This window comes from Kitasatospora phosalacinea (assembly GCF_000716545.1).
GTDB lineage: Bacteria > Actinomycetota > Actinomycetes > Streptomycetales > Streptomycetaceae > Kitasatospora > Kitasatospora phosalacinea.
The window spans coordinates 133,517-155,838 of the sequence record NZ_JNWZ01000005.1; the positions used below are offsets into that span (position 1 = coordinate 133,517).

The following is a 22,322-nucleotide window of genomic DNA, read 5'->3' on the forward strand; positions in this document are numbered from 1 at the left end:
GCGTCGCCGTCTGCGTTCTCGTCCGGCCACACTCACGGGAAGAACAGGTGACGCCAGTGCCCAGCAGCCCCAAGCCCGAAGAGCAGCTCGCCCCCGCGGCCCGGAGCGTCGCCGAGGAGGATCTCAGCCCCGCCGAGCGCTACGCCGCCGCCCGCGAGCGGGCCAAGGAGCAGGCGACCGCCCTCTACGGCTTCCAGCAGCTGTACGACTTCCCGCTCGACGACTTCCAGGTCCGCGCCTGCCGCACCCTGGAGGCCGGCCAGGGCGTGCTGGTCGCCGCGCCGACCGGCTCCGGCAAGACCATCGTCGGCGAGTTCGCCGTCCACCTGGCGCTGGCCGCCGGCCGCAAGTGCTTCTACACCACGCCGATCAAGGCGCTGTCGAACCAGAAGTACGCGGACCTGGTCAAGCGCTACGGCCAGGCCAAGGTCGGCCTGCTCACCGGCGACAACTCCGTCAACGGGGACGCGCCGGTCGTCGTGATGACCACCGAGGTCCTGCGCAACATGCTGTACGCGGGCTCCCACGCCCTCGACGGCCTCGGCTACGTGGTGATGGACGAGGTGCACTACCTCGCCGACCGCTTCCGCGGCGCCGTCTGGGAGGAGGTCATCATCCACCTCCCCGAGTCGGTGACGCTGGTGTCGCTCTCCGCGACCGTCTCCAACGCCGAGGAGTTCGGCGACTGGCTGGACACCGTCCGCGGCGGCACCGAGGTGATCGTCTCCGAGCACCGCCCCGTCCCGCTCTGGCAGCACGTGATGGCCGGCAACCGGATGTACGACCTGTTCGCCAGCCCCGACCGGGACGGCCGCCCCAAGGGCAGCCTGAAGAACCCCGCCAAGGCCGTCAACCCCGAACTGGTGCGGCTGGCCCGCTCCGAGGCCGACCGCGGCCGGGACAGGTTCGCCCGCGGCCGGGGCCGCTCGATGCCCGCCGGCCGCCCCGGCCGGATCTGGACGCCGGGCCGGGTCGACGTCATCGACCGGCTCGACGCCGAGGGCCTGCTCCCCGCGATCACCTTCATCTTCAGCCGGGCCGGCTGCGAGGCCGCCGTCCAGCAGTGCCTCAACTCCGGCCTGCGCCTGAACCGGGAGGCCGACCGCTTCAAGGTCCGCCAGTTCGTCGAGGAGCGCTGCCGCGACATCCCCGACGAGGACCTGAACGTCCTCGGCTACTACGAGTGGCTGGACGGCCTGGAACGCGGCATCGCCGCCCACCACGCCGGCATGCTGCCCCGGTTCAAGGAGGTCGTCGAGGAGCTGTTCGTCCAGGGTCTGGTCAAGGCGGTCTTCGCCACCGAGACGCTCGCCCTCGGCATCAACATGCCCGCCCGCTCGGTGGTCATGGAGAAGCTGGTCAAGTGGAACGGCGAGACCCACGCCGACATCACCCCCGGCGAGTACACCCAGCTCACCGGCCGGGCGGGCCGCCGCGGCATCGACGTCGAGGGCCACGCGGTGGTCCTGTGGCAGCGCGGCCTCGACCCGGAGGCGCTGGCCGGCCTGGCCGGCACCCGCACCTACCCGCTCAAGTCCTCCTTCCGCCCCTCGTACAACATGGCCGTCAACCTGGTCGGCCAGTTCGGGCGGCACCGCTCCCGCGAACTGCTGGAGACCTCCTTCGCGCAGTTCCAGGCCGACCGCTCGGTGGTCGGCATCGCCCGGCAGGTGCAGCGCAACGAGGAGGGGCTGGAGGGCTACCGCGAGTCGATGACCTGCCACCTCGGCGACTTCGAGGAGTACATGTCGCTGCGCCGGCAACTCAAGGACCGCGAGAACGAGCTCGCCCGCGAAGGCTCCACCCAGCGCCGGGCCGCCGCCGTCGAGGCGATCGAGCAGCTCAGGCCCGGCGACATCATCCACGTCCCGACCGGCAAGTTCGCCGGCCTCGCGCTCGTCCTCGACCCCGGGCTGCCCCCGGTCAGCCGCAACGGGCTCGGCCGCGGCGGCCCCCGCCACCCGGACTTCCAGGACGGCCCGCGCCCCGTCGTGCTCACCGCCGAGCGCCAGGTCAAGCGCCTCGCGATGATCGACTTCCCGCACCCCGTCGCCGCGATGGACCGGATGCGCATCCCCAAGTCCTTCAACCCGCGCAGCCCGCAGTCCCGCCGCGACCTCGCCTCCGCGCTGCGCACCAAGGCCGGCCACCTCGAACCCGAGCGCTTCCGCAAGGGCCGCGCCGCCGCCGCCGACGACCCCGAGATCAGCCGGCTGCGCACCGCCCTGCGCCAGCACCCCTGCCACGGCTGCGACGAGCGCGAGGACCACGCCCGCTGGTCCGAGCGCTACCACCGCCTGCACCGGGACACCGAGCTCCTCGAACGGCGGATGCGCTCGCGCACCCACACCATCTCCCGCACCTTCGACCGGGTCTGCGGCCTGCTCACCGACCTCGGCTACCTGCGCGGCGACACCGTCACCGACGACGGCAAGCGCCTCGCCCGGCTCTACGGCGAACTCGACCTGCTCGCCTCCGAGTGCATCCGCGAAGGCGTCTGGAACGGCCTCGCCGCCGCCGAACTCGCCGCCTGCGCCTCCGCGCTGGTCTACGAGGCCCGCCAGTCCGACGACGCGGTCGCCCCGCGCGTCCCCGAGGGCGGCACCAAGGACGCCCTCGGCAAGATGGTCCGGATCTGGGGCCGGCTCGACGCGCTGGAGGAGCAGCACAAGATCTCCACCGCCGAGGGCGTCGGCCAGCGCGAACCCGACCTCGGCTTCGCCTGGACGGCCTACCGCTGGGCGCTGGGCCACGACCTCGACGCCGTGCTGCGCGACGCCGACATGCCCGCCGGCGACTTCGTCCGCTGGACGAAGCAGCTCATCGACGTCCTGGGCCAGATCCAGGACGCCGCCGGCGACGACACCGACCTGCGCAGGACCGCCCGCAAGGCGGTCGACGGCATGCGGCGCGGCATCATCGCCTACTCCTCCGTCGGCTGACCGTCCGGTCCTCCTCCCGGCACCCCGAGGGCCCGGCCGCTTCCGTACGGAGCGGTCGGGCCCTTCGATCGTCTCGCGGTTCCGTCTCCCCGGCGTCCCGCCGTCGGGGCGGGGTCAGGCCGCGAGCAGGTGCTGGAGCAGGTCGCGGTACGCGCGGAGCGAGAGGCGCAGGTCCTCGGTGCGGGAGGGGTCGCTCACCGTCTCCCGGTGCGTGCCGCCGCCGTCGGCGTGCCACGAGTCGCGCAGCGCGGCGCGGCGCCGGCCCAGGGCGTCGGTCAGCCGCCGCACCGTCTCCTCCAGCGCCTCGTCCGCCTCCCGCACGGCCCGGTCCGGGTCGTCCACGAAGGTGCCCACCGCGTGGTCCAGCCGGTCGTTCAGCCGCGAGGCCAGCTCCGGCGGCAGGATCGGGCCGGTGGCGCCGTCCGTGGCGGTCGGGTTCCCGGTGCCGGGGAGCGCGCGGAGGTGGTCGCGGTCTCGGTCGCGGCCCTGGTCGCGGTCCTGCCGGTGGTCCTGCTCCGCGGTCTTGGCCATGCGGATGGTGTCCGTGGAAGCGGCGGGCACCGGGGTGGGGCCCTGCGCGGTGCGGGGGGCGCGGGGGTCGGCAGCGGGGTCGGTGCCCGGGCCGGTGCCGCGTCCGGGGTCGGTACCTCGGTCGGTCCCGGCGTCGCGGCCGGCGTCGCGGTGGATGTCGCGGTCGGTGTCGGTGTCGCGGTAGGTGTCGCGGTCGGTGTCGGTGTCGCGGGAGTCGGCGTGGTGGCCGTGGTCGCTGATGGTCATGTCGTCCTCCGTCTCCGTGAGGGGTGGGTCGCCCGGGTCGGCGCTCAGGCGTGGTGCTCGCGCTGGGTCGGCAGCCGCCGGGCGTGGCGGGCGGTCGACGCCTTGGCCCCGGTCGTGGTGCGGGCGGGGGCGCGTTCGGGCTCGTCGCCGCTGCCGACCAGCGCGACGAACAGTTCCCGGGCCCGGAGCAGGGCCGCGCGCTGCTCCTCGGTGTCCGGGGTCCGCCCGGCGCGCCCGGCGCCGTCCGGCCGGGAGAGCGCGTGCAGCGTCCGGTAGGACTCGACGTGCTCGCCGTGGTCGACCGAGATCGTGTCGATCTGCGCGTCCACGTCGGAGTCGGGGTAGCCGCGGTCGCGGGCCACCCGGGCCAGCAGCGCTTCCGCCTCGGCCAGGGCCTGCCGGGGATCGTCGACGAAGCGCGTCTTCACCTGCGCCCACTCCTGCTCGGCCCGGGCGCGCTCCTCGCCGCTCAGCGGGGTGAGGGTCAGCTCCCGGTGGCGTTCCACCCGGCGGGCGAGCTCGCGCTCGGCCGCGGCGGTGTCGCCGTCGTACCGGGCGACGGTGCGCTCGTACTCGGGCCCGAACCGGCGGCTCAGGCTGGGGTGCTGCTGTCGGTGGCGGTGGAGGGCGAACGCACCGAGCGCCGCCACCACCACGGCGATCACGACGATCGCCACGATCAGACCGCTGGACATGCTCTGCCTCCTGACCCGGGCGCCACCCGTTCGGGGCCGCCCTGTTCGGTTCGCTCCCGGGTTCGGGTGACCCGTGCGCGGCTCCCCAAACACCCGCGCCCTCCTGACGCGCCGTCAGTTCACCCCGGCCCGCACCGTCCGCCCCACCCGCGCCCTGCGTCCCCCCGCCCGCCCGCAGGGCGTTCTCACGGCGCCGCGCCCGGGGCCGGCCCGGTGGATTCGCGGACGATCAGTTCGGTGGCGAGTTCCACGTGGAGGGCCTCGACCGCGGTGCCCTCGATCAGGCGCAGCAGCAGGCTGACGGCCAGGCCGCCCAGTTCTTCGAGGGGTTGGCGGACGGTGGTGAGGGTGGGGATGGAGGTGCGGCTGAGGTAGTCGTCGTCGAAGCCGACGATGGAGAGGTCGGTGGGGACGCGCAGGCCGCGTTCGTGGGCGGCGCGGAGGGCGCCGATGGCGGCCTTGTCGTTGAAGGCGACCAGGGCGGTGGGGGGCCGGGGGAGGTCGAGGAGCCGGGCGGCGGCGGTGTGGCCCCAGTCGCTGGTGGGTTCGATGTGGGTGACGAGTTCCGGCGGGATGAGGACGCCGGCCTCGGCCAGGGCCGCGGTGTGGCCGGCGAAGCGGGAGGAGGAGGCGAGCCAGTCGGCGGGGCCGTTGATGAAGCCGATCCGGCGGTGGCCGAGCGCGACCAGGTGGGCGGTGAGGTTGCGGGCGCCGGTGAAGTGGGACGCGGAGACGGCGGCGATGTCCCGGGGGACGGGCGTGCGGGGGTCGATGACCACGAACGGGACTTCCCGGCGGCGCAGTCGCTCGAGTTCGGCGCCCTCCTCGACGGGCAGGATCAGCAGCGCCCCGGCGAGGTCGCGGCGGCGGGGCAGCGCGGCCAGCGCCCCGTTGTGCTGGGCGGCGCCGCCCGCGCTGAGGATCAGCTCCCGGCCGTGCCGGTCGAGCGCCTCGGCGACGGCGGTGACGATGGTGCCGAAGTAGTCGGTGAGCAGGTAGGGGCAGCGGACGAACACCGCGCCGGGCCGGGCGGTCCGCCGGGGCGCGGCGGGTTCGGGGGAGCCGAGCCGCTCCATCGCGGCGCGGACGGCGGTCCTGGTCTCCTCGGCGACGGTGGCCTGCCCGGTCAGGACGCGGGAGACGGTCGCGGGGGAGACCCCGGCGGCGGCCGCGATCTCCCGGACGGTGACCCGCGTCGACTTCGGCCTACCCATTTGTTTCATCGTTTCGTTTCATGGAGGCGATCATACAACTCCCAAATCGCAAGGGGTGCAGGAATCTTGACAGAGGGAAAGCCGGTGCCGTTTCCTGAACGCACGCAAAGATGTCAGAAACGTTTCATTTTGTTTCATGAAGTCAAGGCGAGAGGAATCCGATGTACCGACGCGTGCTCGGCACCGCCACGGCCGCCGCCGTGGCCCTGGGCCTGACCGGCGCGGCCCCCGCCCCGCCGCACGGCCCGTCCCGACCGGCCGAGGTCCGGGTCTGGGTCACCACCCCGGACGGCGCCGAACTGCTGCACCAGCGCCCCTCGGTGGCGTTCCACCCGGGGGCGTCCGTCCGCACCACCATCACCGTCGACCCGGGCCGGGCCTTCCAGACCATGGACGGCTTCGGCGCCTCGATCACCGATTCCACCGCCGCCGTCCTGAGCACCCTCTCCCCGGCCGACCGGGACGCCGCCCTGCGCCGCCTCTTCGACCCCGCGAGCGGGATCGGCATCAGCATGGTCCGCCAGCCGATCGGCTCCTCCGACTTCACGGCCGCCGCCGCGCACTACACCTACGACGACGTCCCGGCCGGGCAGAGCGACTTCGCGCTGAGCCGCTTCTCGATCGCCCACGACGAGCGGCAGGTCCTCCCGCTGCTCCGCCAGGCCCGGCGGCTCAACCCGGAGCTGAAGGTGGTGGCGACCCCGTGGAGCCCGCCCGCCTGGATGAAGACCAGCGACTCGCTGCTGGAGGGCAGGCTCAAGGACGACCCGGCGGTCTACGACGCGTACGCCCGCTACCTGGTGAAGTTCGTGCGGGCGTACGCGGCGGCGGGCGTCCCGGTCGACTACCTGACGGTGCAGAACGAGCCGCAGAACCGCAAGCCCAACGCGTACCCGGGCACCGACCTGACCGCCGAGCAGGAGGAGAAGGTGGTGGAGGCGCTCGGGCCGCTGCTGAAGGAGGCCAGCCCGCGCACGAAGATCCTCGGCTACGACCACAACTGGGCCACCCACCCGGACGACGTCGCCAACACCCCGCCCGGCGAGGACCCGGAGACCGACTACCCGTACCGGCTGCTGGACGGCGACGCCGCCAAGTGGCTGGCCGGCACCGCCTACCACTGCTACGCGGGCGACCCGTCCGCGCAGAGCGCGCTGCACGACGCGCACCCCGACAAGGGCGTCTGGTTCACCGAGTGCTCCGGCTCGCACGGCCCCGACGACACCCCGGCCCAGACCTTCCGCGGGACGCTCACCTGGCACGCCCGCAACCTGACCGTCGGCGCCACCCGCAACTGGGCCAAGTCCGTGCTGAACTGGAACATCGCGCTGGACGGGCACGACGGCCCGCACAACGGCGGCTGCGGCACCTGCACCGCCCTGCTGACCGTGCACGACGACCACGCCGTCACCACCGGCGCCGAGTACTACACCATCGGCCACCTGTCGAAGTTCGTCCGCCCCGGCGCCGTCCGGATCGCCAGCACCAGCTTCGGCACGCCGAGTTGGAACGGGCAGCTGACCGACGTCGCGTTCACCGACCCGGACGGGTCGACCGTGCTGGTGGTGCACAACGAGAACGACGCGCCGCGCGACTTCGCCGTCGCGGTCGGCGGGCAGAGCTTCGAGTACACCCTGCCCGGCGGCGCGCTGGCCACCTTCAGCTGGCCCAAGTCGGGCGCGCCCAGGGCGGACCGGCGCGAAGTGCCGCTCACCGGCGCCACCGCGACCGCCCAGCCGGCCGCCGCCGACGCGCAGGCGGCGATCGACGCGGACGCCTCCACCCGGTGGTCCAGCGGCGCGGCCCAAGCCCCCGGCCAGTACCTGCGGATCGACCTCGGACGGCGCACCGCCTTCGACCGGATCGCCCTCGACAGCGGCGACAACCCCGGTGACTACGCCCGTGGTTGGCGCATCGAGGCGAGCGACGACGGCGCCCGCTGGCGTCCGCTCGCCACCGGCGCCGGCACCGGCCAGCTCACCACCGTCGACCTGCCGCGCGACACCCGCGCCCGCTACCTGCGGATCACCGGCACCGCCGACGCGCCCAACTGGTGGAGCCTCGCGGACGTCCGCCTCTACCGCTGACCCCCCGTCACACCCACCCACCCCCACCCCCACGAGGAGCAGTCCCATGCACGGACCGCACCGCACCGCCCGCCTCGCCGCGGCCCTCGCCCTGGCCGCCGCGGGCCTGGCCACCGCCGGCAGCACGGCCGCCGGGGCCGCCGACACCACCGCCCAGGTCTGGATCACCACCGCCGACGGCGGCAGCCGCCTCGCCCAGGCCGCGTCCGCCCCGTTCTCGGCCACCGCCCCGCAGGCGCAGGACATCGCCGTCGACGCGGCCGACGTGCAGCAGCCGCTGGTCGGCTTCGGCGCCGCGTTCACCGAGTCCTCCGCCCACCTGGTGGCCGGCCTGTCCGCCGGCACCCGGGCCGCCCTGATGAACGACCTGTTCTCCACCGCCGGCGGCGGCATCGGCCTGAACTACCTGCGCCAGCCGCTCGGCGCCTCCGACTTCGTCTCCCACCTGCCGTTCTACTCGTACGAGGACACCAGGGGCTCGTTCTCCATCGCCCGCGACCAGCAGGAGATCCTGCCCGCGATCGCCCAGGCCCGGGCGGTCAACCCGAACATCCGGATCATGGGCACCCCGTGGTCGCCGCCCGCCTGGATGAAGACCTCGGGCTCGTTGAACGGCGGCAGCCTGAAGCCGGAGAACTACGGGGACTTCGCCGACTACCTGGTCAAGGCGATCCAGGCGTACGGCGCGGCCGGCGCCCCGATCAGCGACCTGACGGTGGCCAACGAACCGAAGTTCCAGACCACTTACCCCTCCACCGGGATGACCGCCGCCCAACAGGCCGACTTCCTCAAGGTGTTGGACGGCAAGCTGACCGCGGCCGGCCTGCCCACCGACCTCTACGCGTACGACCACAACTGGGACGACACCTCCTTCCCGCTGACCGTGCTCTCCCAGGACGCCTCGGTGGCCCGGCTCAAGGGCGCCGCGTTCCACTGCTACGGCGGCCAGCCCGAGGCCGAGCAGCAGGTCGCGAACACCGGGAAGGCGGTGTTCTTCACCGAGTGCACCGGCACCGACTCCGCCACCCCGGCGCAGACCTTCAGCGACACGCTGAAGTGGCAGACCGAGAACCTGATCATCCGCAACCTGCGCAGCGGAGGCCGCACCGCGGTGCTGTGGAACGTCGCCCTGGACGCCAACGGCGGCCCGCAGTACGGGAACTGCTCCACCAACTGCAACGGCGTGCTGGAGGTCTCGGGCGGCACCTACCGCAAGAACGCCGAGTACTACGCGCTCGGCCACCTCTCCAAGTTCGTCCAGCCCGGCGCCCACCGGATCGGCTCCACCAGCCAGGGCGGCGGCGGCCTGCAGGACGTCGCCTTCCTGAACCCGGACGGCTCGCGCGGCGCCGTGGTGCTCAACGCCACCGGCGGCTCCCAGCACTTCTCGATCAGCGACGGCGGCCGCTCGCTGGTCTACGACCTCCCGGCCGGCGCGGTCGCCACCTTCACCTGGCCCGGCGCACCCACCGGCGGCGGCAGCACGGGCGGTCCGATCGACACCGCGGCCTGGTACACCCTGGCCAACGCCAACTCCGGCAAGTGCGTGGACGCCGCCGACCGGGGCACCGCCAACGGCACCGCCGTCCAGCAGTGGGCCTGCGGCACCGGCACCAACCAGCAGTGGCGGTTCACCGCCACCGACAGCGGCTACTACCGGATCACCAACCGCAACGCCGCCGCCGGCGCCCAGGTGCTGGACGTCACCGGCGCCGCCACCACCGACGGGGCCAAGCTCCAGACCTGGCAGTGGTCCTCCGGCGCCAACCAGCAGTTCAAGCCCGTCCAGCGCTCCGACGGCAACTGGACGCTGGTCAACCGCAACAGCGGCAAGTGCCTGGACGTCACCGACGTCTCCACCGCCGACGGCGCCCGCCTCCAGCAGTGGTCCTGCACCGGCGGCCCGGCCCAGGCCTTCCGCCTGGCCGCGGCCGGCTGACCCGCCCCTGACCGCTACCCCCTGACCGGGGCGGCCGGTTGGTGGACCGGCCGCCCCCGGGGCGTCCACCGCAGGTGTGCCTGAGCACCTGCGGCGGACGCCCCACCCGCCGTTCCGCTCCCGGTCGGGCCGGTGCCGTTCCGTCAGGTGCCCGGCCGGCGCCCCCCGCCGCTGCCGGTGCGCCGCGCGCCCTCCCGGGGCGGCTCGTGGAGCCGCGCCGCAAGGAGGACCGGTGACGGGCCGGCAGGTGACGGGGCACCGGGTGGGACTCCGCCGAGTCGACGTGTTCCGTTCAAGCCCCGCTTACCTCACCATGGGACCGTGCCGGTGCGCCTACGCGCGTAGCACACGTCTGTGCCGCCCCCTTCCACGGTACGAGGAGATCAACAGATGATCAGGGCTTCGAAGGCCGTCCGTCCGGCCGCCCTCGCCGCGACCGGCCTGGTGCTCGCCGCCACGGCCGCGACCGTCCAGCCGCACCCCGCCTCGGCGGCCACCGCCACCACCGTGGCCGCCGCCGCCACCCCCAAGCGGGTACTGTTCGACAACAGCAAGGGCGAGACCGCCGGCAACGCCGACTGGATCATCTCCACCAGCCAGCCCGACCCGCTCGCCCAGAACGCCAACCCCGGCAGCGAGACCTCCTGGACCGGGGCCGTCTCCGCCTGGGGCGTCGCCCTGCAGAAGACCGGCAACTACAGCCTCAAGACGCTCCCGGCCGGCAACACCATCACCTACGGCACCGGCGGTGCGCTCGACCTCGCCAACTTCGACGAGTTCGTGCTGCCCGAGCCCAACGTCCGGCTCAGCGACGCCGAGAAGACCGCGGTGATGAAGTTCGTCCAGCACGGCGGCGGCCTGTTCCTGATCTCCGACCACAACGTCAGCGACCGCAACAACGACGGCTGGGACTCCCCGGCCGTCATCAACGACCTGCTGACCACCAACAGCGTCGACAACACCGACCCGTTCGGCTTCTCCGTCGACCTGCTGAACATCGCCAACGAGAACCCGCGCGCCATCGCCGACACCACCGACCCGGTGCTGAACGGCTCCTTCGGCAAGGTCACCGGCTCGATCATCCGCAACGGCACCACCTTCACCCTCAAGCCCGCCGACAACCCGTCGGTCAAGGGCCTGCTCTACCGCACCGGCTACAGCGGCAACACCGGCGCCTTCTTCGTCACCTCCACCTTCGGCAGCGGCCGGGTCGCCGTCTGGGGCGACTCCTCGCCGATCGACGACGGCACCGGCCAGTCCGGCAACACCCTCTACGACGGCTGGAACGACCCGGCCGGCACCGACGCCGCCCTCGCGCTGAACGCCACCGCCTGGCTCGCCGACACCAGCGGCACCGGCACCGGCGGCGGCACCGGCGGCGGCTGCACCGCCGCCCAGCTGATCACCAACCCCGGCTTCGAGACCGGCTCCACCTCCGGCTGGACCGAGACCAACAGCGGCGGCACCAGCACCGTCAACTCCAGCAGCAGCGAGCCCGCCCACACCGGCGGCTACGACGCCTGGCTCGACGGCTACGGCGCCGCCAACACCGACACCCTCTCCCAGACCGTCACCCTCCCGGCCGGCTGCGCCGCCTACACGCTGAGCTTCTGGCTGCACATCGACAGCGCCGCGTCCGCCACCACCGCCTTCGACACGCTCACCGTCACCGCCAACGGCACCACCCTCGCGAGCTACAGCAACACCAACGCCGCCACCGGCTACCAGCAGCGCACCTTCAACCTCGCCGGGTACGCCGGCCAGAGCGTGACGCTGAAGTTCACCGGCACCGAGGACTACACCAAGCAGACCTCGTTCGTCCTCGACGACGTCAACGTCAACGTCTCCTGACCCGCGGTGACCGCCGCGGGCCCCGCACGCACGGAGCCCGCGCCGGTCGGGACGCGAACCCCGTTCCCCGGGCCGCGGGGCGGGAGGCATGATGGCCCGATGAACCGCACCGACCAGCGCTTCCACGTCATCGTGCTGTCGAACTTCGCGAAGGGCTTCGACAAGTACGCGCTCACCTACGGCAAGGCGGGCATCCCGGAGAGCACCTTCCCGGACAGGTTCCACCTGCTGACCCGGGCGGAGCTGGGCATCGGCACCGCCAAGGCCGGGCGGCTGCTGGAGCGGCTGGCGATACCGGGCGACCGGCTGCTGGTGCTCGAGACCGAGGTCGACCCGGACGCCCTGGTGCCCAACGAGGCCACCGGCCTCGGCAGCGAGCTGCACCGGGACCGCATCCGGCTGTCGGCCGTCCACGAGCCCGACCCGGAGCCGGGGCCGGACGGGCTGATCGCCCTGCGTCCGACCACCGTCGAGGACGCGATGGCCGCCTCGCTGCGGCTCGACCCCGGCCTGGCGGCCTACGCCGACCTGCGGCCGCGCTCGGTCTCGGTCCTGCCGGTGGCCGCCGCCTGCCAGGCCAAGTGCTCGTTCTGCTTCTCCGCGGCCTCGATCTCCAGCGACCAGCCCCCCGCCCGGGTGCCGTGGGACACCGTCGCCGCCTGGCTGGAGCGCGGCCGCGCGGCGGGCGCCGAACGGGCGGTGATCACCGGCGGCGGCGAGCCCACGCTGCTCCCGTTCGACCAGCAGCTGCGCCTGGTGGCCGCCTGCGCGGCGGCCTTCCCCAGGACCGTCCTGATCAGCAACGCGCACAACCTGGCCAGGCTCGCCCCCGCCGAGCGGGCCGACCGCCTGGCCGCGCTGGCCGCCGCCGGGCTGAGCGTGCTGGCCGTCTCCCGGCACCACCAGGACGACGACACCAGTGAACGGCTGATGATGCTGCGGACCCCGGTCGGCGAGGTCGCCGACACCTGGCGCGCCGGGCGCGAACGCTGGCCCGGGCTGCGGATGCGGCTGATCTGCGTGCTGCAGCACGGCGGCGTCGCCGACGGGGCCGGTGTCGCCGACTACCTCTCCTGGGCCGCCGCCCACGGCATCGAGGAGGTCTGCTTCAAGGAGCTCTACGTCTCCACCAGCACCGAATCGCTCTACCACGACCACGCCGCCAACCGCTGGAGCCGCGACCACCAGGTCTCGCTGTCCGTGGTCACCGGCTTCGCCGAACGGCACGGCTTCACGGAGGCGAGCCGCCTGCCCTGGGGCGCGCCGGTCCTCGACGGCAGCTGGGACGGCCGTCCGATGCGGATCGCCGCCTACACCGAGCCCAGCCTGCTCTGGGAACGCACCCACGGCGTCGCCCGCAGCTGGAACGTCCTGGCCGACGGCCGCTGCTACGCCTCCCTGGAGGACCGGGCCAGCGAGGTCCTCCCGGCCGGGGCCCTCCCGGTGGAGGCCGTCCCCGCCGGGACCCGCCCGGCGCCGGAAGGGGCGACGGCATGAGGTTCGACGAGTTCCAGGAACTGCGGCAGCGGCGGCTCGCCGCCGACCCGTCCCTGCTGGACGCCGCCGAGACCAACGTCTACCGGGCGCTCGCCCCGCTGCGCCCCGAACCCCCGGACGGCGGCGGCAGCGACGACAGCGGCACCCGCACGGTGTACCGCTGCGACCTGGCCCGCGCCTGGCTGCGCCGCTACGGCCTGCCCGAGCAGTGGTCGCGCCGCGCCCTGGTCAGCCGGGGCGTCCGGCACGGGCTCGACCTGCTGTTCCGGCACCTGCGCGGTGCGGACGCCCGGCTCTGGCTGCCCGCCGACGTGTACCCGGTCTACTTCGAGCTGGCCCGCGCCGCCGGGCTCGCCCCCGACGCCTACCCGACGCTGCCCGCCCCCGCCCTGCCGCAGGCCCCGCCGGACGGCGAGCGCCCCGAGTACCTGCTGCTGGCCAACCCGAGCAAGCCGCTCGGCCGCCACCTCACCGACCCCGAGTGCACCGAACTGGCCGGCTGGCTGCGGGCCTCCCCGCACCGCCGACTGCTGATCGACACCGTCTACGACCTGGGCACCCCGTTCGCCCCCGGCACCCGGCGGCTGCTGGACACCGGCCGCGCCGTGCTGCTGCACTCGGTCACCAAGGGCTGGCTGCACCCCCGCACCTTCGGCATCGTCCTGCTCGGCCCGGACGACACCGCGACGGCCGAGGCGTTCCGGGGCGACCCGCCCACCCAGGCCCGGCTCCGGCTCGCCGAGAGCCTGCTGGCCGATCACGCGGACACCCCCCGGCAGGTCTCCGAGGCCCTGGCCGCCCGCGCCGGACGGCTCCTGGCCCGGCTGCCCGAGGCCGTCCGCGCGGCCGTCCCCGAGGCCGCCCGCACCAGCCCCGGCAACTACTTCTTCCCGGTGGACGTCCCGGCCGAGACCCTGCTGGCCGACCACGGCCTGCTCGCCCTCCCCGCCACCGTCTTCGGCGACACCCCCTGGACCGGCTCCGTCCTCACCAGCCTCGCCGCCCCCTTCGCACCCGCACCCGCCCCGGAGAACGCCCGATGAAGCCGCTGCAGGACCTGGCCGTGTACGACGACGCCGACTTCTACGACCGGGAGTTCGCCGACCGCACCCACGACGTCCCGTTCTTCCTCGACCAGGCCGTCCGGGCCGGCGGGCCGGTGCTGGAGGTGGCCTGCGGCACCGGGCGCATCACCCTGCCGATCGCCCGGGCCGGCGTCGACGTCACCGGCCTGGACGTGATGCCCTCGATGCTCGCGCTCGCCCGCCGCCGCTCCGCCGAGGAGCGACTGCCGGTCGAATGGCTCGAACAGGACTGCCGCGACATCCGCACCGACCGCCGCTACGCCCTGGTCTTCTCCGCCACCAACGCCATGCAGCACCTGCACGACCTGGACTCCGTGCTCGCCTTCCTCACCTCCGCGCGCGAGGTGCTGCTCCCCGGCGGCACGCTGGTCCTGGACGTGTTCAACCCCGCCCCGGCCAAGCTCTCCCGGCTCCCGGACGCCCCCTACCACCACAAGTCGGTCACCGACCTGGACGGCACGCGGCTCGACGTCCGCGCGGCCACCGGCTACGACGCCGCCACCCAGGTGCTCCACTTCACCCTCGACTACCTGCGCGAGGGCGAGCGGGTGCGCACCAAGAAGGTCAGCATGCGCTGCTTCTTCCCGGAGGAGCTGCTCGCCCTGTGCCGGCTGGCCGGCCTCGACGTCGTGCACCGCTACGGGGGCTACGACGCCTCCCCGTTCACCGGCGCGTCGCCCAAGCAGATCCTGCTCTGCCGGGCTGCCTCCGGCAACTGACGCCCTGGAGAAGGGAGTCCGGCGTCGGCCGGGAGCACCGTGTACGGCAGCGGGTCGAAGCCGTTGAAGCCCTGGGTGAGGTAACTGACCGCGTACGCGCCGGTGGAGAGGATCCACACCGGGTCGCCGGAGGCCGCCGTCCGGGGCACCGGCACCAGGCCGGACGCCTGCCCGTGCGGGAAGGTGTCGTCGCTGTCGCAGGTCGGGCCCGCCACCACGGCGGGCACGTACTCCGGGGCCGGGTGGGTCGGGAAGACCAGCCGGTACTGCACCTGGTCCATCTCGTACAGTCCGTTGAACTTCCCGCAGCCCAGGTAGAGCCAGTGCTCCCGCTCGCCGTCCGGCTGCTGGCGGGAGGTCAGCCGGTAGACGTGGGTGCGGATCGCGCCCTGGTCGGCGACCAGGTGGCGGCCGGGTTCCAGGACGAAGTCCAGCGCGCCGCCGTGCAGTCGGCGCAGCCGGTCGATGCCGTCCCGGACGGCCTGGAAGATCTCGTCGAGCGGCGGCTCCAGGGCGGTGCCGTGCCGGTCGACGTACCCGAGGGCGGGCAGGCCGCCGCCGAGGTTGACGTGGTCGAGTTCGACGCCGTGCCGCCGGCCCTCGACCAGGACGTCGCCGAGCAGGTCGAAGGCGGCCGACCAGCCCTTGGAGGTCAGTTGCTGCGAGCCGACGTGCACCGAGAGCCCGGCGGGGGTCAGCCCGGCGTCCCGGGCGGCGGTCAGCACCCGGACGGCGTCCGCCGCCGAGCAGCCGAACTTGCGGCTCAGCCCCCAGAGCGCGCCCTCGCCACTGGTCGCGAGCCGGCAGAACACCCGTGAGCCCGGGGCGTGTTCGGCGATCGCGACGACGTCGGGGAGGCTGTCGGTGGCGAAGTCCCGGATGCCCAGGCGGTACGCCTCGGCGATGCCCGCGTCCGATTTGACGGTGTTGCCGTAGTGCACCCGGCCGGCGGGCGCGCCGGTGCGCAGGGCCTGGGCGATCTCGTGCGGGCTGGCGGCGTCGAACCCGGCGCCGAGCGCGGCCAGGTGGGCCAGCACCTCGTCGACCGGGCAGGCCTTCATGGCGAACCGGACGGCGACGCCCGGCAGTTCGTCCCGCAGGGCGGTGTAGCGGCGGGCGATCCCGGCCAGGTCGTAGAAGATCCGGTCGTCGGCGGACGCGGCCAGGGCGGAACGCAGCGCGGGGGAGAGGGTGCCGGGCGTCAGGGTGCCGGGGGCGGCGGGTCGGTTCAACGGATCCGGTCCTCGCCGTGCGGGGGCACCGGAAGCCGGTGCTTCACCACATCCAGTACCGCGTCCCGCAGTTGGTCGCGGCCGGGCTGCAGGGCGCGGTCGAGCGCGGGGGCGAACGGCAGCACGGTGCCGTCCGGCCGGGTGATCCGCCGGGGCGGGACGAGCAGGCGCATCTCCTCGGCCGCGGTGGCCAGGACCTCGGCGCCGATGCCGCAGCTGCGGTTGGAGTCGTCGATGACGACCAGGCGGCCGGTGCGTTCCAGCGAGGCGGCCAGCGCCGTCCAGTCGAAGGGGTGCAGGGTGCGCGGGTCGAACACCTCGACGGAGACCTCGGGGGCGAGTTCCGCCGCGACGGCCAGCGCGTCGTGCACCAGGTGGCCGACGGCGACCACGGTGACGTCGGTGCCCGCGCGGTGGATCCGGGCCGAGCCCAGCGGGACCGGCGCCAGCTCCCACGTCACGGTCTCCCGCACCGGCAGGGCGGCGGCCGGGGCGAACACCACCACCGGATCCGGGTCGGCGATGGCCGAGCGCAGCAGCCCGTAGGCGTCGGTGGGGGTGGCCGGCACGACGGTCTTCACCCCGGCGTGGGCGAACAGGCCGTAGGGGTGGTCGGAGTGCTGCCCGGCCCAGCCGTCCCGGGAGCCGGAGCCCGGCACCAGGCAGGTCAGCGGGACGGCGGCCTGGCCGCCGGTCATCAGGGAGAACTTGTGGGCCTGGTTGACGAGTTGCTCGAAGACCAGGAAGAGCAGCGAGGGGATCTGGAACTCGATCACCGGCCGCCGGCCGGTCAGCGCGGCGCCGATCGCCATCGAGGTGAAGGCCTGCTCGGAGAGCGGGGTGTCGACGATCCGGCCGGGGCCGAACCGGTCGAGCAGGTTGAGGGTGGGGCCGGCCAGGCCGGCGCCGATGTCCTCGCCGAACACGCAGACCGCCGGGTCCTCGGCGAGGGCGTCGGTGAGCGCCCGGTTGAGCGCCTTGGTGTAGGAGAGCCTCATGCCGCGGACCCCGCCCTCGGGCGCAGCCCGTCGGCGTACAGGTGGTCCGACGCGCCGGCCGGCGAGGGGTGTTCGGAGGCGAGCGCGAACTCCCGCGCGGCGCGCAGCTGTTGCTCCACCGAGGCGTCCAACCGCTCGGCCAGGCCGGGCGGCAGGAGCGCGGCGGCGCGCGGCAGCGGGTCGAGGCCGCGCCAGTCGGCGACCTCCTCCGGGGTGCGGTAGCGCAGTTTCATCAGCCGTTCCATGGTGTGGTGCCCCTCGAAGCGGTAGGTGCGGCACTCGAGGAAGCCGGGACCGCCGCCGGTGGAGGCCCGTTCGACGGCCTCGGCGGCCGCCGTGCGGACGGCCTCGGTGTCCATCCCGTCCACCTCGGCGGCGGGGATCCCGAAGGCGGCGGCCCGGCCGGTGGCGCTGCCGGCCACCGCGGTGGCGGCGGGCAGCGTGGTGGCGTAGCCGTTGTTCTCGCAGACGAACAGCACCGGCAGCCGCCACATCGCGGCCAGGTTGAAGGACTCCAGCAGGACGCCCTGGTTGAGCGCGCCGTCGCCGAAGAAGGCGACGGCGACCCGGTCCTCGCCGGCCTGCCGGGCCGACCAGGCGGCGCCGACCGCGATCGCGCCGCCCGCGCCGACCATGCCGTTGGCGCCCAGGATGCCCAGCGAGAAGTCCGCGGCGTGCATCGAGCCGCCCCGGCCCCGGTTCAACCCGGTGGAGCGGCCCAGGAGTTCGGCCAGCAGCCGGCTCGGGTCCGCACCCTTGGCGAGCACGTGGCCGTGGCCCCGGTGGGTGGAGGTGATCCGGTCCCGCGGGCGCAGCGCCGCGCAGACGCCGACCGCCACCGCCTCCTGCCCGATGTACGGGTGGACGCCGCCGGTGATCTCCCCGGACCTCACCAGGCCGAGCGCGAGCTCCTCGAAGCCGCGGATCAGCCGCAGCATCCGGTAGCGCCCGGCGGGCGAGCCGAGGTCGCGGGGGTCGTGGTCCGTCACCGGGCTCCCCGCCAGATCACCGGGCAGATCTCGGGGTCGGCGTAGTCGGGGCGGCCGTCGGGGGTGCGCCGGACCAGCACGTCGTGGTTGTAGGCGGCGGGGGTGCCGTCCGGGCGGGTGGCGTGCCGGTACTCGTTGGCGCCGTCCTGCAGGTGCAGCGAGATCGCCCGGCGCGGGAAGTCGGCCAGGTTGGCGCCGCTGCCGTGGTAGGTGCGGCAGTGGTGGAAGCTGACGTGCCCGCGCGGGATGACCACCGGCACCTTGCGCACCTCGGCGCCGTTGTGGGCGGCGTTGGCGGCGAGGATCGACTCCAGCTCGGAGCGGTCGCGCTGGGCGAAGTGCCGGGTGGCGTCCTCGGCGGAGGGCAGCTCCGCCCAGCGGTTGCTGCCGTCGACCATGGTGATGGTGCCGTTCTCCACCCCGCAGTCGTGGAACGGGACGAAGGCGGTCAGCATGTCCTCCGAGGACGAGGTGTGCCAGTAGTGCTTGTCGAAGTGCCACGGCACCTGGTTGGAGGGCTCCTCGGGCACCGGCGGCTTGAAGATCAGGGTCGACTGGAAGATCCGGATCTCCTCGGCCCCGGCGAGCAGCGCGGCGACGGCGCCGACCAGCGGCTTGCGCAGGATCGCGGCGATCGCGTCGCTCTCGTAGTGCACGTAGTCGTTGTGCCGCTGCACCGGCCCGTGCGAGGGCTCCCAGGCGGCCAGGTTCGCCGGGCGGACGGCGAGGACGCGGTCGCGGTGGCCCTCGTAGTACGCGTCGGTGGCGGCCTGGAGGGCGTCGACCTCCTCGTCGGTGAACAGCTTCCCGGAGAGGTACCAGCCGTGCTCGCGGTAGCCGGCCACCTCCTCGGGCGTGGGCAGCAGGGCGGCCTCGGCCGGGGTCAGGACGAACGCGGGTGCGGTGGTCACGGGGGTGTGCCTCCTCGGACGGCGGGTGCGGGCGGGTGCGGGCGGGGTGGGGGTGGGTCAGGCGGAGGCGGTGGCGCGCTGGCGCTCGACGGCCTCGTACAGGGCCTTGATGTTGGCGGTGCCGAAGGTGCCCGCGCCCTGGCGCTCGATCACCTCCAGGAAGAAGGTCCGCCGGGGGTGGGTGGAGCGGGCGAAGATCTGGAACAGCTGGCCGCCGTGGTCCTGGTCGACCAGGACGTCCAGTTCGCGCAGCGTCTCCACCGGGATCGCGGTGTCGCCGAGCCGCTCGGCCAGGCCGTCGTAGTAGGTGCCCGGGGTGGAGAGGAACTCGACGCCGTGCGACCGGGCGGTGCGGACGGCGGTGGCGATGTCGTCGGTGCGCAGTGCGAGGTGCTGCACGCCCGCGCCGCCGTGGTCGGCGAGGAAGGTGTCGATCTGGCCGGCCCGGCGGCCGGTGTCCGGTTCGATCAGGGTGAAGGTGACGTCCCCGGAGGGGCTCTGCACCACGCTGGAGTCCATCCCCTGCTCGCCGACCGCGATGTACTCGCCGAAGATCCGGTGCATGCCGAGCGCGGCCTCGCAGAACAGCACGGCCTCGGCCAACTGCCCGGCGGGTACGCAGATCGCGACGTGGTCGAGGGCGTCCAGCAGTTCGCCGCCGGCCGGCTCCGGGGCTCCCGGCTCCGGGGCTTCCGGCAGCGGGACGAAGCGCAGCGCGGTGTCGCCGAAGCCGGCGATCAGGGCGCCGTCCCGGTCCAGCACCACGGCGCCGTGCCGCTCGGCCCGCTCCAGCGCGGCCCCCGGGTCGGCGCAGCCGAGCGCCAGCACCGCGACGCCCTCGCCGTGCCGCTCGACGTAGCGGGCCACCGGGTGGTCGGTGATCTCGCTGGAGAGCAGGCGCAGCCGGATGCCGCCCTGGTGCAGGTGGACGGCCCGCACCCCGGGCCGCCACTCGGGCTGGTCGGAGTCGCGCCGGAAGCCGAAGCGGGTCTGGAGCTCGGTGGCGCTCCGCGCGGCGTCCGCGCAGTGGTACTCGACATGGGTGATCGTCTGGATGGTCAACTGGGCTCCTGGCAGGGCGGGTCGAAGGTCGGGGGCGGACCGCGGCGGTCTACCGGGCGGTAGGGGTGGGCGTCGGACCGAAGACCAGGCTGGTGTTGTGGCCGCCGAACGCGAAGGCGTTGCTCAGCGCGGCCCGCAGCCGGGCCGGCCGGGCGGCGCCGCGGACGTGGTCCAGGTCGCAGGCCGGGTCGGGCTCGTCCAGGTTGAGGGTCGGCGGGAGCAGCCCGCGGGCCACGGCCAGCGCGGTGACGGCGGCCTCCACCGCCCCGGCCGCGCCCAGCAGGTGGCCGGTGGCGCCCTTGGTGGAGCTGACGGCGGGCCGGTGCGCGCCGAACACCGCGTTCAGCGCGGCCGATTCGGCGATGTCGCCGAGCTTGGTGCCGGTGCCGTGCGCGTTGACGTAGCCGATGTCGGAGGCGGCCAGCCCGGCGTCGGCGATCGCGGTGCGCATGGCGTCGGCGGCGCCCTCGCCGTCGGGGCGCGGCATGGTCGGGTGGTGGGCGTCGGTGGTGGAGCCCCAGCCGATCAGTTCGGCGTACCCGGCCGCGCCGCGGGCGGCCGCGTGCTCGGCGCTCTCCAGCACCAGGACGGCGCTGCCGTCGCCCAGCACGAAGCCGTTGCGGCGGGCGTCGAACGGCCGGGACGCCTGCGCCGGATCGTCCCAACCCTGGGACAGCGCACGGGCGTTGGCGAACGCCGAGATGATCGTCGGGTGCAGCGAGGCGTCCGTCCCGCCGCACACCACCACGTCCGCGTCACCGGCCCGGATCAGCCGCAGCCCCTCGGCCACCGCCTGCGCGCCGGCCGCGCAGGCCGTCACGATCGCGGTGCTGTAGCCGCGGATGCCGTGCTTGATCGCGACCCGGGCGGTCGCCATGTTGGAGAGCATCCCGGGCAGCAGGTACGGGCTGACGCCGGGACGGCCGCGCTCCTGGCGGCGGCGCGCCTGCTGCTCGTAGGTCTCCAGGCCGCCGCCGCCGGTGGCCAGCACCACGGCGGTGCGGCGGGCGTCGGCGTCGCGGCCGACCACCAGGGCGGCGTCGGCCAGCGCGTCGTCCGCGGCGGCCATCGCCAGCAGCGCGAAGCGGTCGACGCAGCGGGTCTCGGTCGGCGGCAGCACCTCCCGGCCGTCGACGTGCGGGGCGATCCCGGCGGCGGGCAGCCAGCCGTGCGCGGAGTGGCCCTCCGGCACGGCGGTGATGCCGCTGAGCCCGGAGGTCAGCGCCCCGAAGACCTCGCCGGGCTCGCGGCCCAGCGAGGTGACCATGCCGATGCCGGTGACGACGGCGCCCGGCCGCGCGGCCCGGGTCACCGGGCGCCGGCCGGGAGGGTGCCGACCGGGCGGGCGTCGGCCGACCGGGTCCCGGCCGGGCGGGCGTCGGCCGGGGCCGTCGCGCCGAGGTGGCGCTCGCGCAGCAGGACCTTGCGGACCTTGCCGGTCGGGCCGAGCGGGATGTCCGTGCCGTCGACCACCAGGACCGAGCGGACGGTGGCGGCGGTGTGCTCGTCGAGCGCGGCGACCACCTCGGCGGTGCGGTCGGCGGCCGGGTCGGCGCCGTCCGCGAGGGTCAGCAGCACGTCGGTGACCACCCGGTCGCCGTCCTTCACCGCGACGACCGTGCAGTCCAGCACGTCGGGGACGTCGGCCAGCACCCGTTCCTCCGACATCGCGGTGTACAGCCGCCGGCCGCCGCCGAGGTCGACCGAGTCGACCAGCCGGTCGACGTGGTAGTAGTAGCCCTCCTCGTCGCGGTACATCAGGTCGCCGGTGAGGAAGCGGCCGCGCAGCCGGGTGCGGTAGGTGGTGACCGAGTCGTTCCAGTAGCCGGGCGCCAGCGTCGGTGAGGCGGTGGCGAGTTCGCCGACCTCGCCGGGGCCGAGCGGCTCGCCGTCCGGGCCGACCACCTCGCAGTCGACGAAGGTGTGCGGGCGGCCCACGCAGCGGCCGTACTTCTCGGTGCCGGGGGCGTGGGTGATGTGGAAGTGCGAGTGGCCCATCTCGGTCGAGCCGAGGCCGTCGACGAACACCGAGCCCGGCAGGCGGCCGCGGCCCTCGCGGGTCACGGTCTCGCGGGAGCCCTGGGCGATCAGGCGGCGGATGTGCGCCTCGTGCGCGCAGTCACCGGTGTTCCACCACAGGCCGACCGAGGACAGGTCGCGGGCGGAGAGGTCCTGCCGGGCCAGGTCGGCCCAGGTGGTGGCGAAGCCGAACACGCTCTGCGGCCGCCAGCGTTCGATCGCCTCCAGCACGGCCGGGCCGGTCTGCTGGGAGATCAGGTGCAGTTCGGCGTCGAAGCTGAGCGCCAGGTTGACCGCGATCAGCG

At 74.2% G+C, this 22,322-nt stretch carries 17 protein-coding genes; 7 read left to right on the plus strand and 10 right to left on the minus strand.

All coding sequences use genetic code 11. The features are described from left to right. Nucleotides 1-56 precede the first annotated feature (56 nt). Nucleotides 57-2,942, plus strand: a complete 2,886-nt coding sequence (locus OO48_RS04230) for a DEAD/DEAH box helicase (protein WP_033212869.1) — start codon at nt 57-59, stop codon at nt 2,940-2,942. 114 nt (nt 2,943-3,056) lie between these two features. Here the strand turns inward: OO48_RS04230 and OO48_RS37215 are convergent, their stop codons facing one another. The 3 genes from OO48_RS37215 to OO48_RS04245 all read right to left on the minus strand — a co-directional run bounded on the left by OO48_RS37215 (nt 3,057) and on the right by OO48_RS04245 (nt 5,628). Further along, nucleotides 3,057-3,719, minus strand: coding sequence for a hypothetical protein (locus tag OO48_RS37215; protein WP_051731717.1), 663 nt, complete (start codon nt 3,717-3,719; stop codon nt 3,057-3,059). Nucleotides 3,720-3,763: 44 nt separating this feature from the next. Next, nucleotides 3,764-4,414, minus strand: a complete 651-nt coding sequence (locus OO48_RS04240; protein ID WP_033212870.1) for a hypothetical protein — start codon at nt 4,412-4,414, stop codon at nt 3,764-3,766. A gap of 185 nt (nt 4,415-4,599) precedes the next feature. Next, complete coding sequence (locus OO48_RS04245) at nt 4,600-5,628, minus strand: LacI family DNA-binding transcriptional regulator (RefSeq protein ID WP_033212871.1); 1,029 nt, start codon at nt 5,626-5,628, stop codon at nt 4,600-4,602. Nucleotides 5,629-5,789: 161 nt separating this feature from the next. Between OO48_RS04245 and OO48_RS04250 the strand changes: the two genes are divergently transcribed. The 6 genes from OO48_RS04250 (at nt 5,790) to OO48_RS34870 (ending at nt 14,806) form a co-directional block, all read left to right on the plus strand. After that, nucleotides 5,790-7,715, plus strand: a complete 1,926-nt coding sequence (locus OO48_RS04250; RefSeq protein WP_051731718.1) for a discoidin domain-containing protein — start codon at nt 5,790-5,792, stop codon at nt 7,713-7,715. Between the two features lie 46 nt (nt 7,716-7,761). After that, complete coding sequence (locus tag OO48_RS04255) at nt 7,762-9,654, plus strand: RICIN domain-containing protein (RefSeq protein WP_033212872.1); 1,893 nt, start codon at nt 7,762-7,764, stop codon at nt 9,652-9,654. 390 nt (nt 9,655-10,044) lie between these two features. Next, nucleotides 10,045-11,505, plus strand: a complete 1,461-nt coding sequence (locus tag OO48_RS04260; protein ID WP_033212873.1) for a hydrolase — start codon at nt 10,045-10,047, stop codon at nt 11,503-11,505. Between the two features lie 99 nt (nt 11,506-11,604). Next, nucleotides 11,605-13,002, plus strand: coding sequence for a radical SAM family protein (locus OO48_RS04265; protein ID WP_051731719.1), 1,398 nt, complete (start codon nt 11,605-11,607; stop codon nt 13,000-13,002). Next, a complete protein-coding gene (locus OO48_RS04270) occupies nt 12,999-14,045 on the plus strand; it encodes an aminotransferase class I/II-fold pyridoxal phosphate-dependent enzyme (protein WP_033212874.1) in 1,047 nt (348 codons plus the stop codon). Before OO48_RS04265 ends, OO48_RS04270 begins: the two co-directional genes overlap by 4 nt. Beyond that, nucleotides 14,042-14,806, plus strand: coding sequence for a class I SAM-dependent methyltransferase (locus OO48_RS34870; RefSeq protein ID WP_051731720.1), 765 nt, complete (start codon nt 14,042-14,044; stop codon nt 14,804-14,806). The genes OO48_RS04270 and OO48_RS34870 overlap by 4 nt, the downstream gene beginning before the upstream one ends. On the opposite strand, the gene OO48_RS04280 is transcribed toward OO48_RS34870, so the two are convergent. The 7 genes from OO48_RS04280 to OO48_RS04310 all read right to left on the minus strand — a co-directional run. Then, nucleotides 14,734-16,038, minus strand: coding sequence for a type III PLP-dependent enzyme (locus OO48_RS04280; protein ID WP_081951903.1), 1,305 nt, complete (start codon nt 16,036-16,038; stop codon nt 14,734-14,736). The genes OO48_RS34870 and OO48_RS04280 overlap by 73 nt on opposite strands. Beyond that, a complete protein-coding gene (locus tag OO48_RS04285) occupies nt 16,035-17,036 on the minus strand; it encodes an alpha-ketoacid dehydrogenase subunit beta (protein ID WP_033212875.1) in 1,002 nt (333 codons plus the stop codon). The genes OO48_RS04280 and OO48_RS04285 overlap by 4 nt, the downstream gene beginning before the upstream one ends. Then, nucleotides 17,033-18,025 (minus strand): thiamine pyrophosphate-dependent dehydrogenase E1 component subunit alpha, encoded by a 993-nt coding sequence (locus OO48_RS04290; protein WP_245194514.1) that lies wholly within the window; start codon nt 18,023-18,025, stop codon nt 17,033-17,035. Before OO48_RS04290 ends, OO48_RS04285 begins: the two co-directional genes overlap by 4 nt. Continuing rightward, nucleotides 18,022-18,936, minus strand: a complete 915-nt coding sequence (locus tag OO48_RS04295) for a phytanoyl-CoA dioxygenase family protein (protein ID WP_033212876.1) — start codon at nt 18,934-18,936, stop codon at nt 18,022-18,024. The genes OO48_RS04290 and OO48_RS04295 overlap by 4 nt, the downstream gene beginning before the upstream one ends. Before the next feature lie 57 nt (nt 18,937-18,993). Then, a complete protein-coding gene (gene hppD / locus OO48_RS04300) occupies nt 18,994-19,998 on the minus strand; it encodes a 4-hydroxyphenylpyruvate dioxygenase (RefSeq protein WP_033212878.1) in 1,005 nt (334 codons plus the stop codon). Between the two features lie 49 nt (nt 19,999-20,047). Then, the gene (locus tag OO48_RS04305; protein WP_081951904.1) at nt 20,048-21,310 is read right to left on the minus strand and encodes a beta-ketoacyl-[acyl-carrier-protein] synthase family protein; all 1,263 of its coding nucleotides are present in this window, start codon (nt 21,308-21,310) and stop codon (nt 20,048-20,050) included. After that, nucleotides 21,307-22,322 (minus strand): class I adenylate-forming enzyme family protein (locus OO48_RS04310; protein ID WP_157845375.1); only part of this gene is annotated, 1,016 nt, incomplete at its 5' end. The genes OO48_RS04305 and OO48_RS04310, both read right to left, overlap by 4 nt.

Bases quoted from the DNA above. Each gene is read 5' to 3' on its own strand.
- OO48_RS04285 (WP_033212875.1), bottom strand. From the start codon at position 17,036: ATGAGGCTCTCCTACACCAAGGCGCTCAACCGGGCGCTCACCGACGCC.
- OO48_RS04240 (WP_033212870.1), bottom strand. From the start codon at position 4,414: ATGTCCAGCGGTCTGATCGTGGCGATCGTCGTGATCGCCGTGGTGGTG.
- OO48_RS04265 (WP_051731719.1), top strand. From the start codon at position 11,605: ATGAACCGCACCGACCAGCGCTTCCACGTCATCGTGCTGTCGAACTTC.
- OO48_RS04270 (WP_033212874.1), top strand. From the start codon at position 12,999: ATGAGGTTCGACGAGTTCCAGGAACTGCGGCAGCGGCGGCTCGCCGCC.
- OO48_RS04260 (WP_033212873.1), top strand. From the start codon at position 10,045: ATGATCAGGGCTTCGAAGGCCGTCCGTCCGGCCGCCCTCGCCGCGACC.
- OO48_RS04245 (WP_033212871.1), bottom strand. From the start codon at position 5,628: ATGGGTAGGCCGAAGTCGACGCGGGTCACCGTCCGGGAGATCGCGGCC.
- OO48_RS34870 (WP_051731720.1), top strand. From the start codon at position 14,042: ATGAAGCCGCTGCAGGACCTGGCCGTGTACGACGACGCCGACTTCTAC.
- OO48_RS37215 (WP_051731717.1), bottom strand. From the start codon at position 3,719: ATGACCATCAGCGACCACGGCCACCACGCCGACTCCCGCGACACCGAC.
- OO48_RS04255 (WP_033212872.1), top strand. From the start codon at position 7,762: ATGCACGGACCGCACCGCACCGCCCGCCTCGCCGCGGCCCTCGCCCTG.
- OO48_RS04250 (WP_051731718.1), top strand. From the start codon at position 5,790: ATGTACCGACGCGTGCTCGGCACCGCCACGGCCGCCGCCGTGGCCCTG.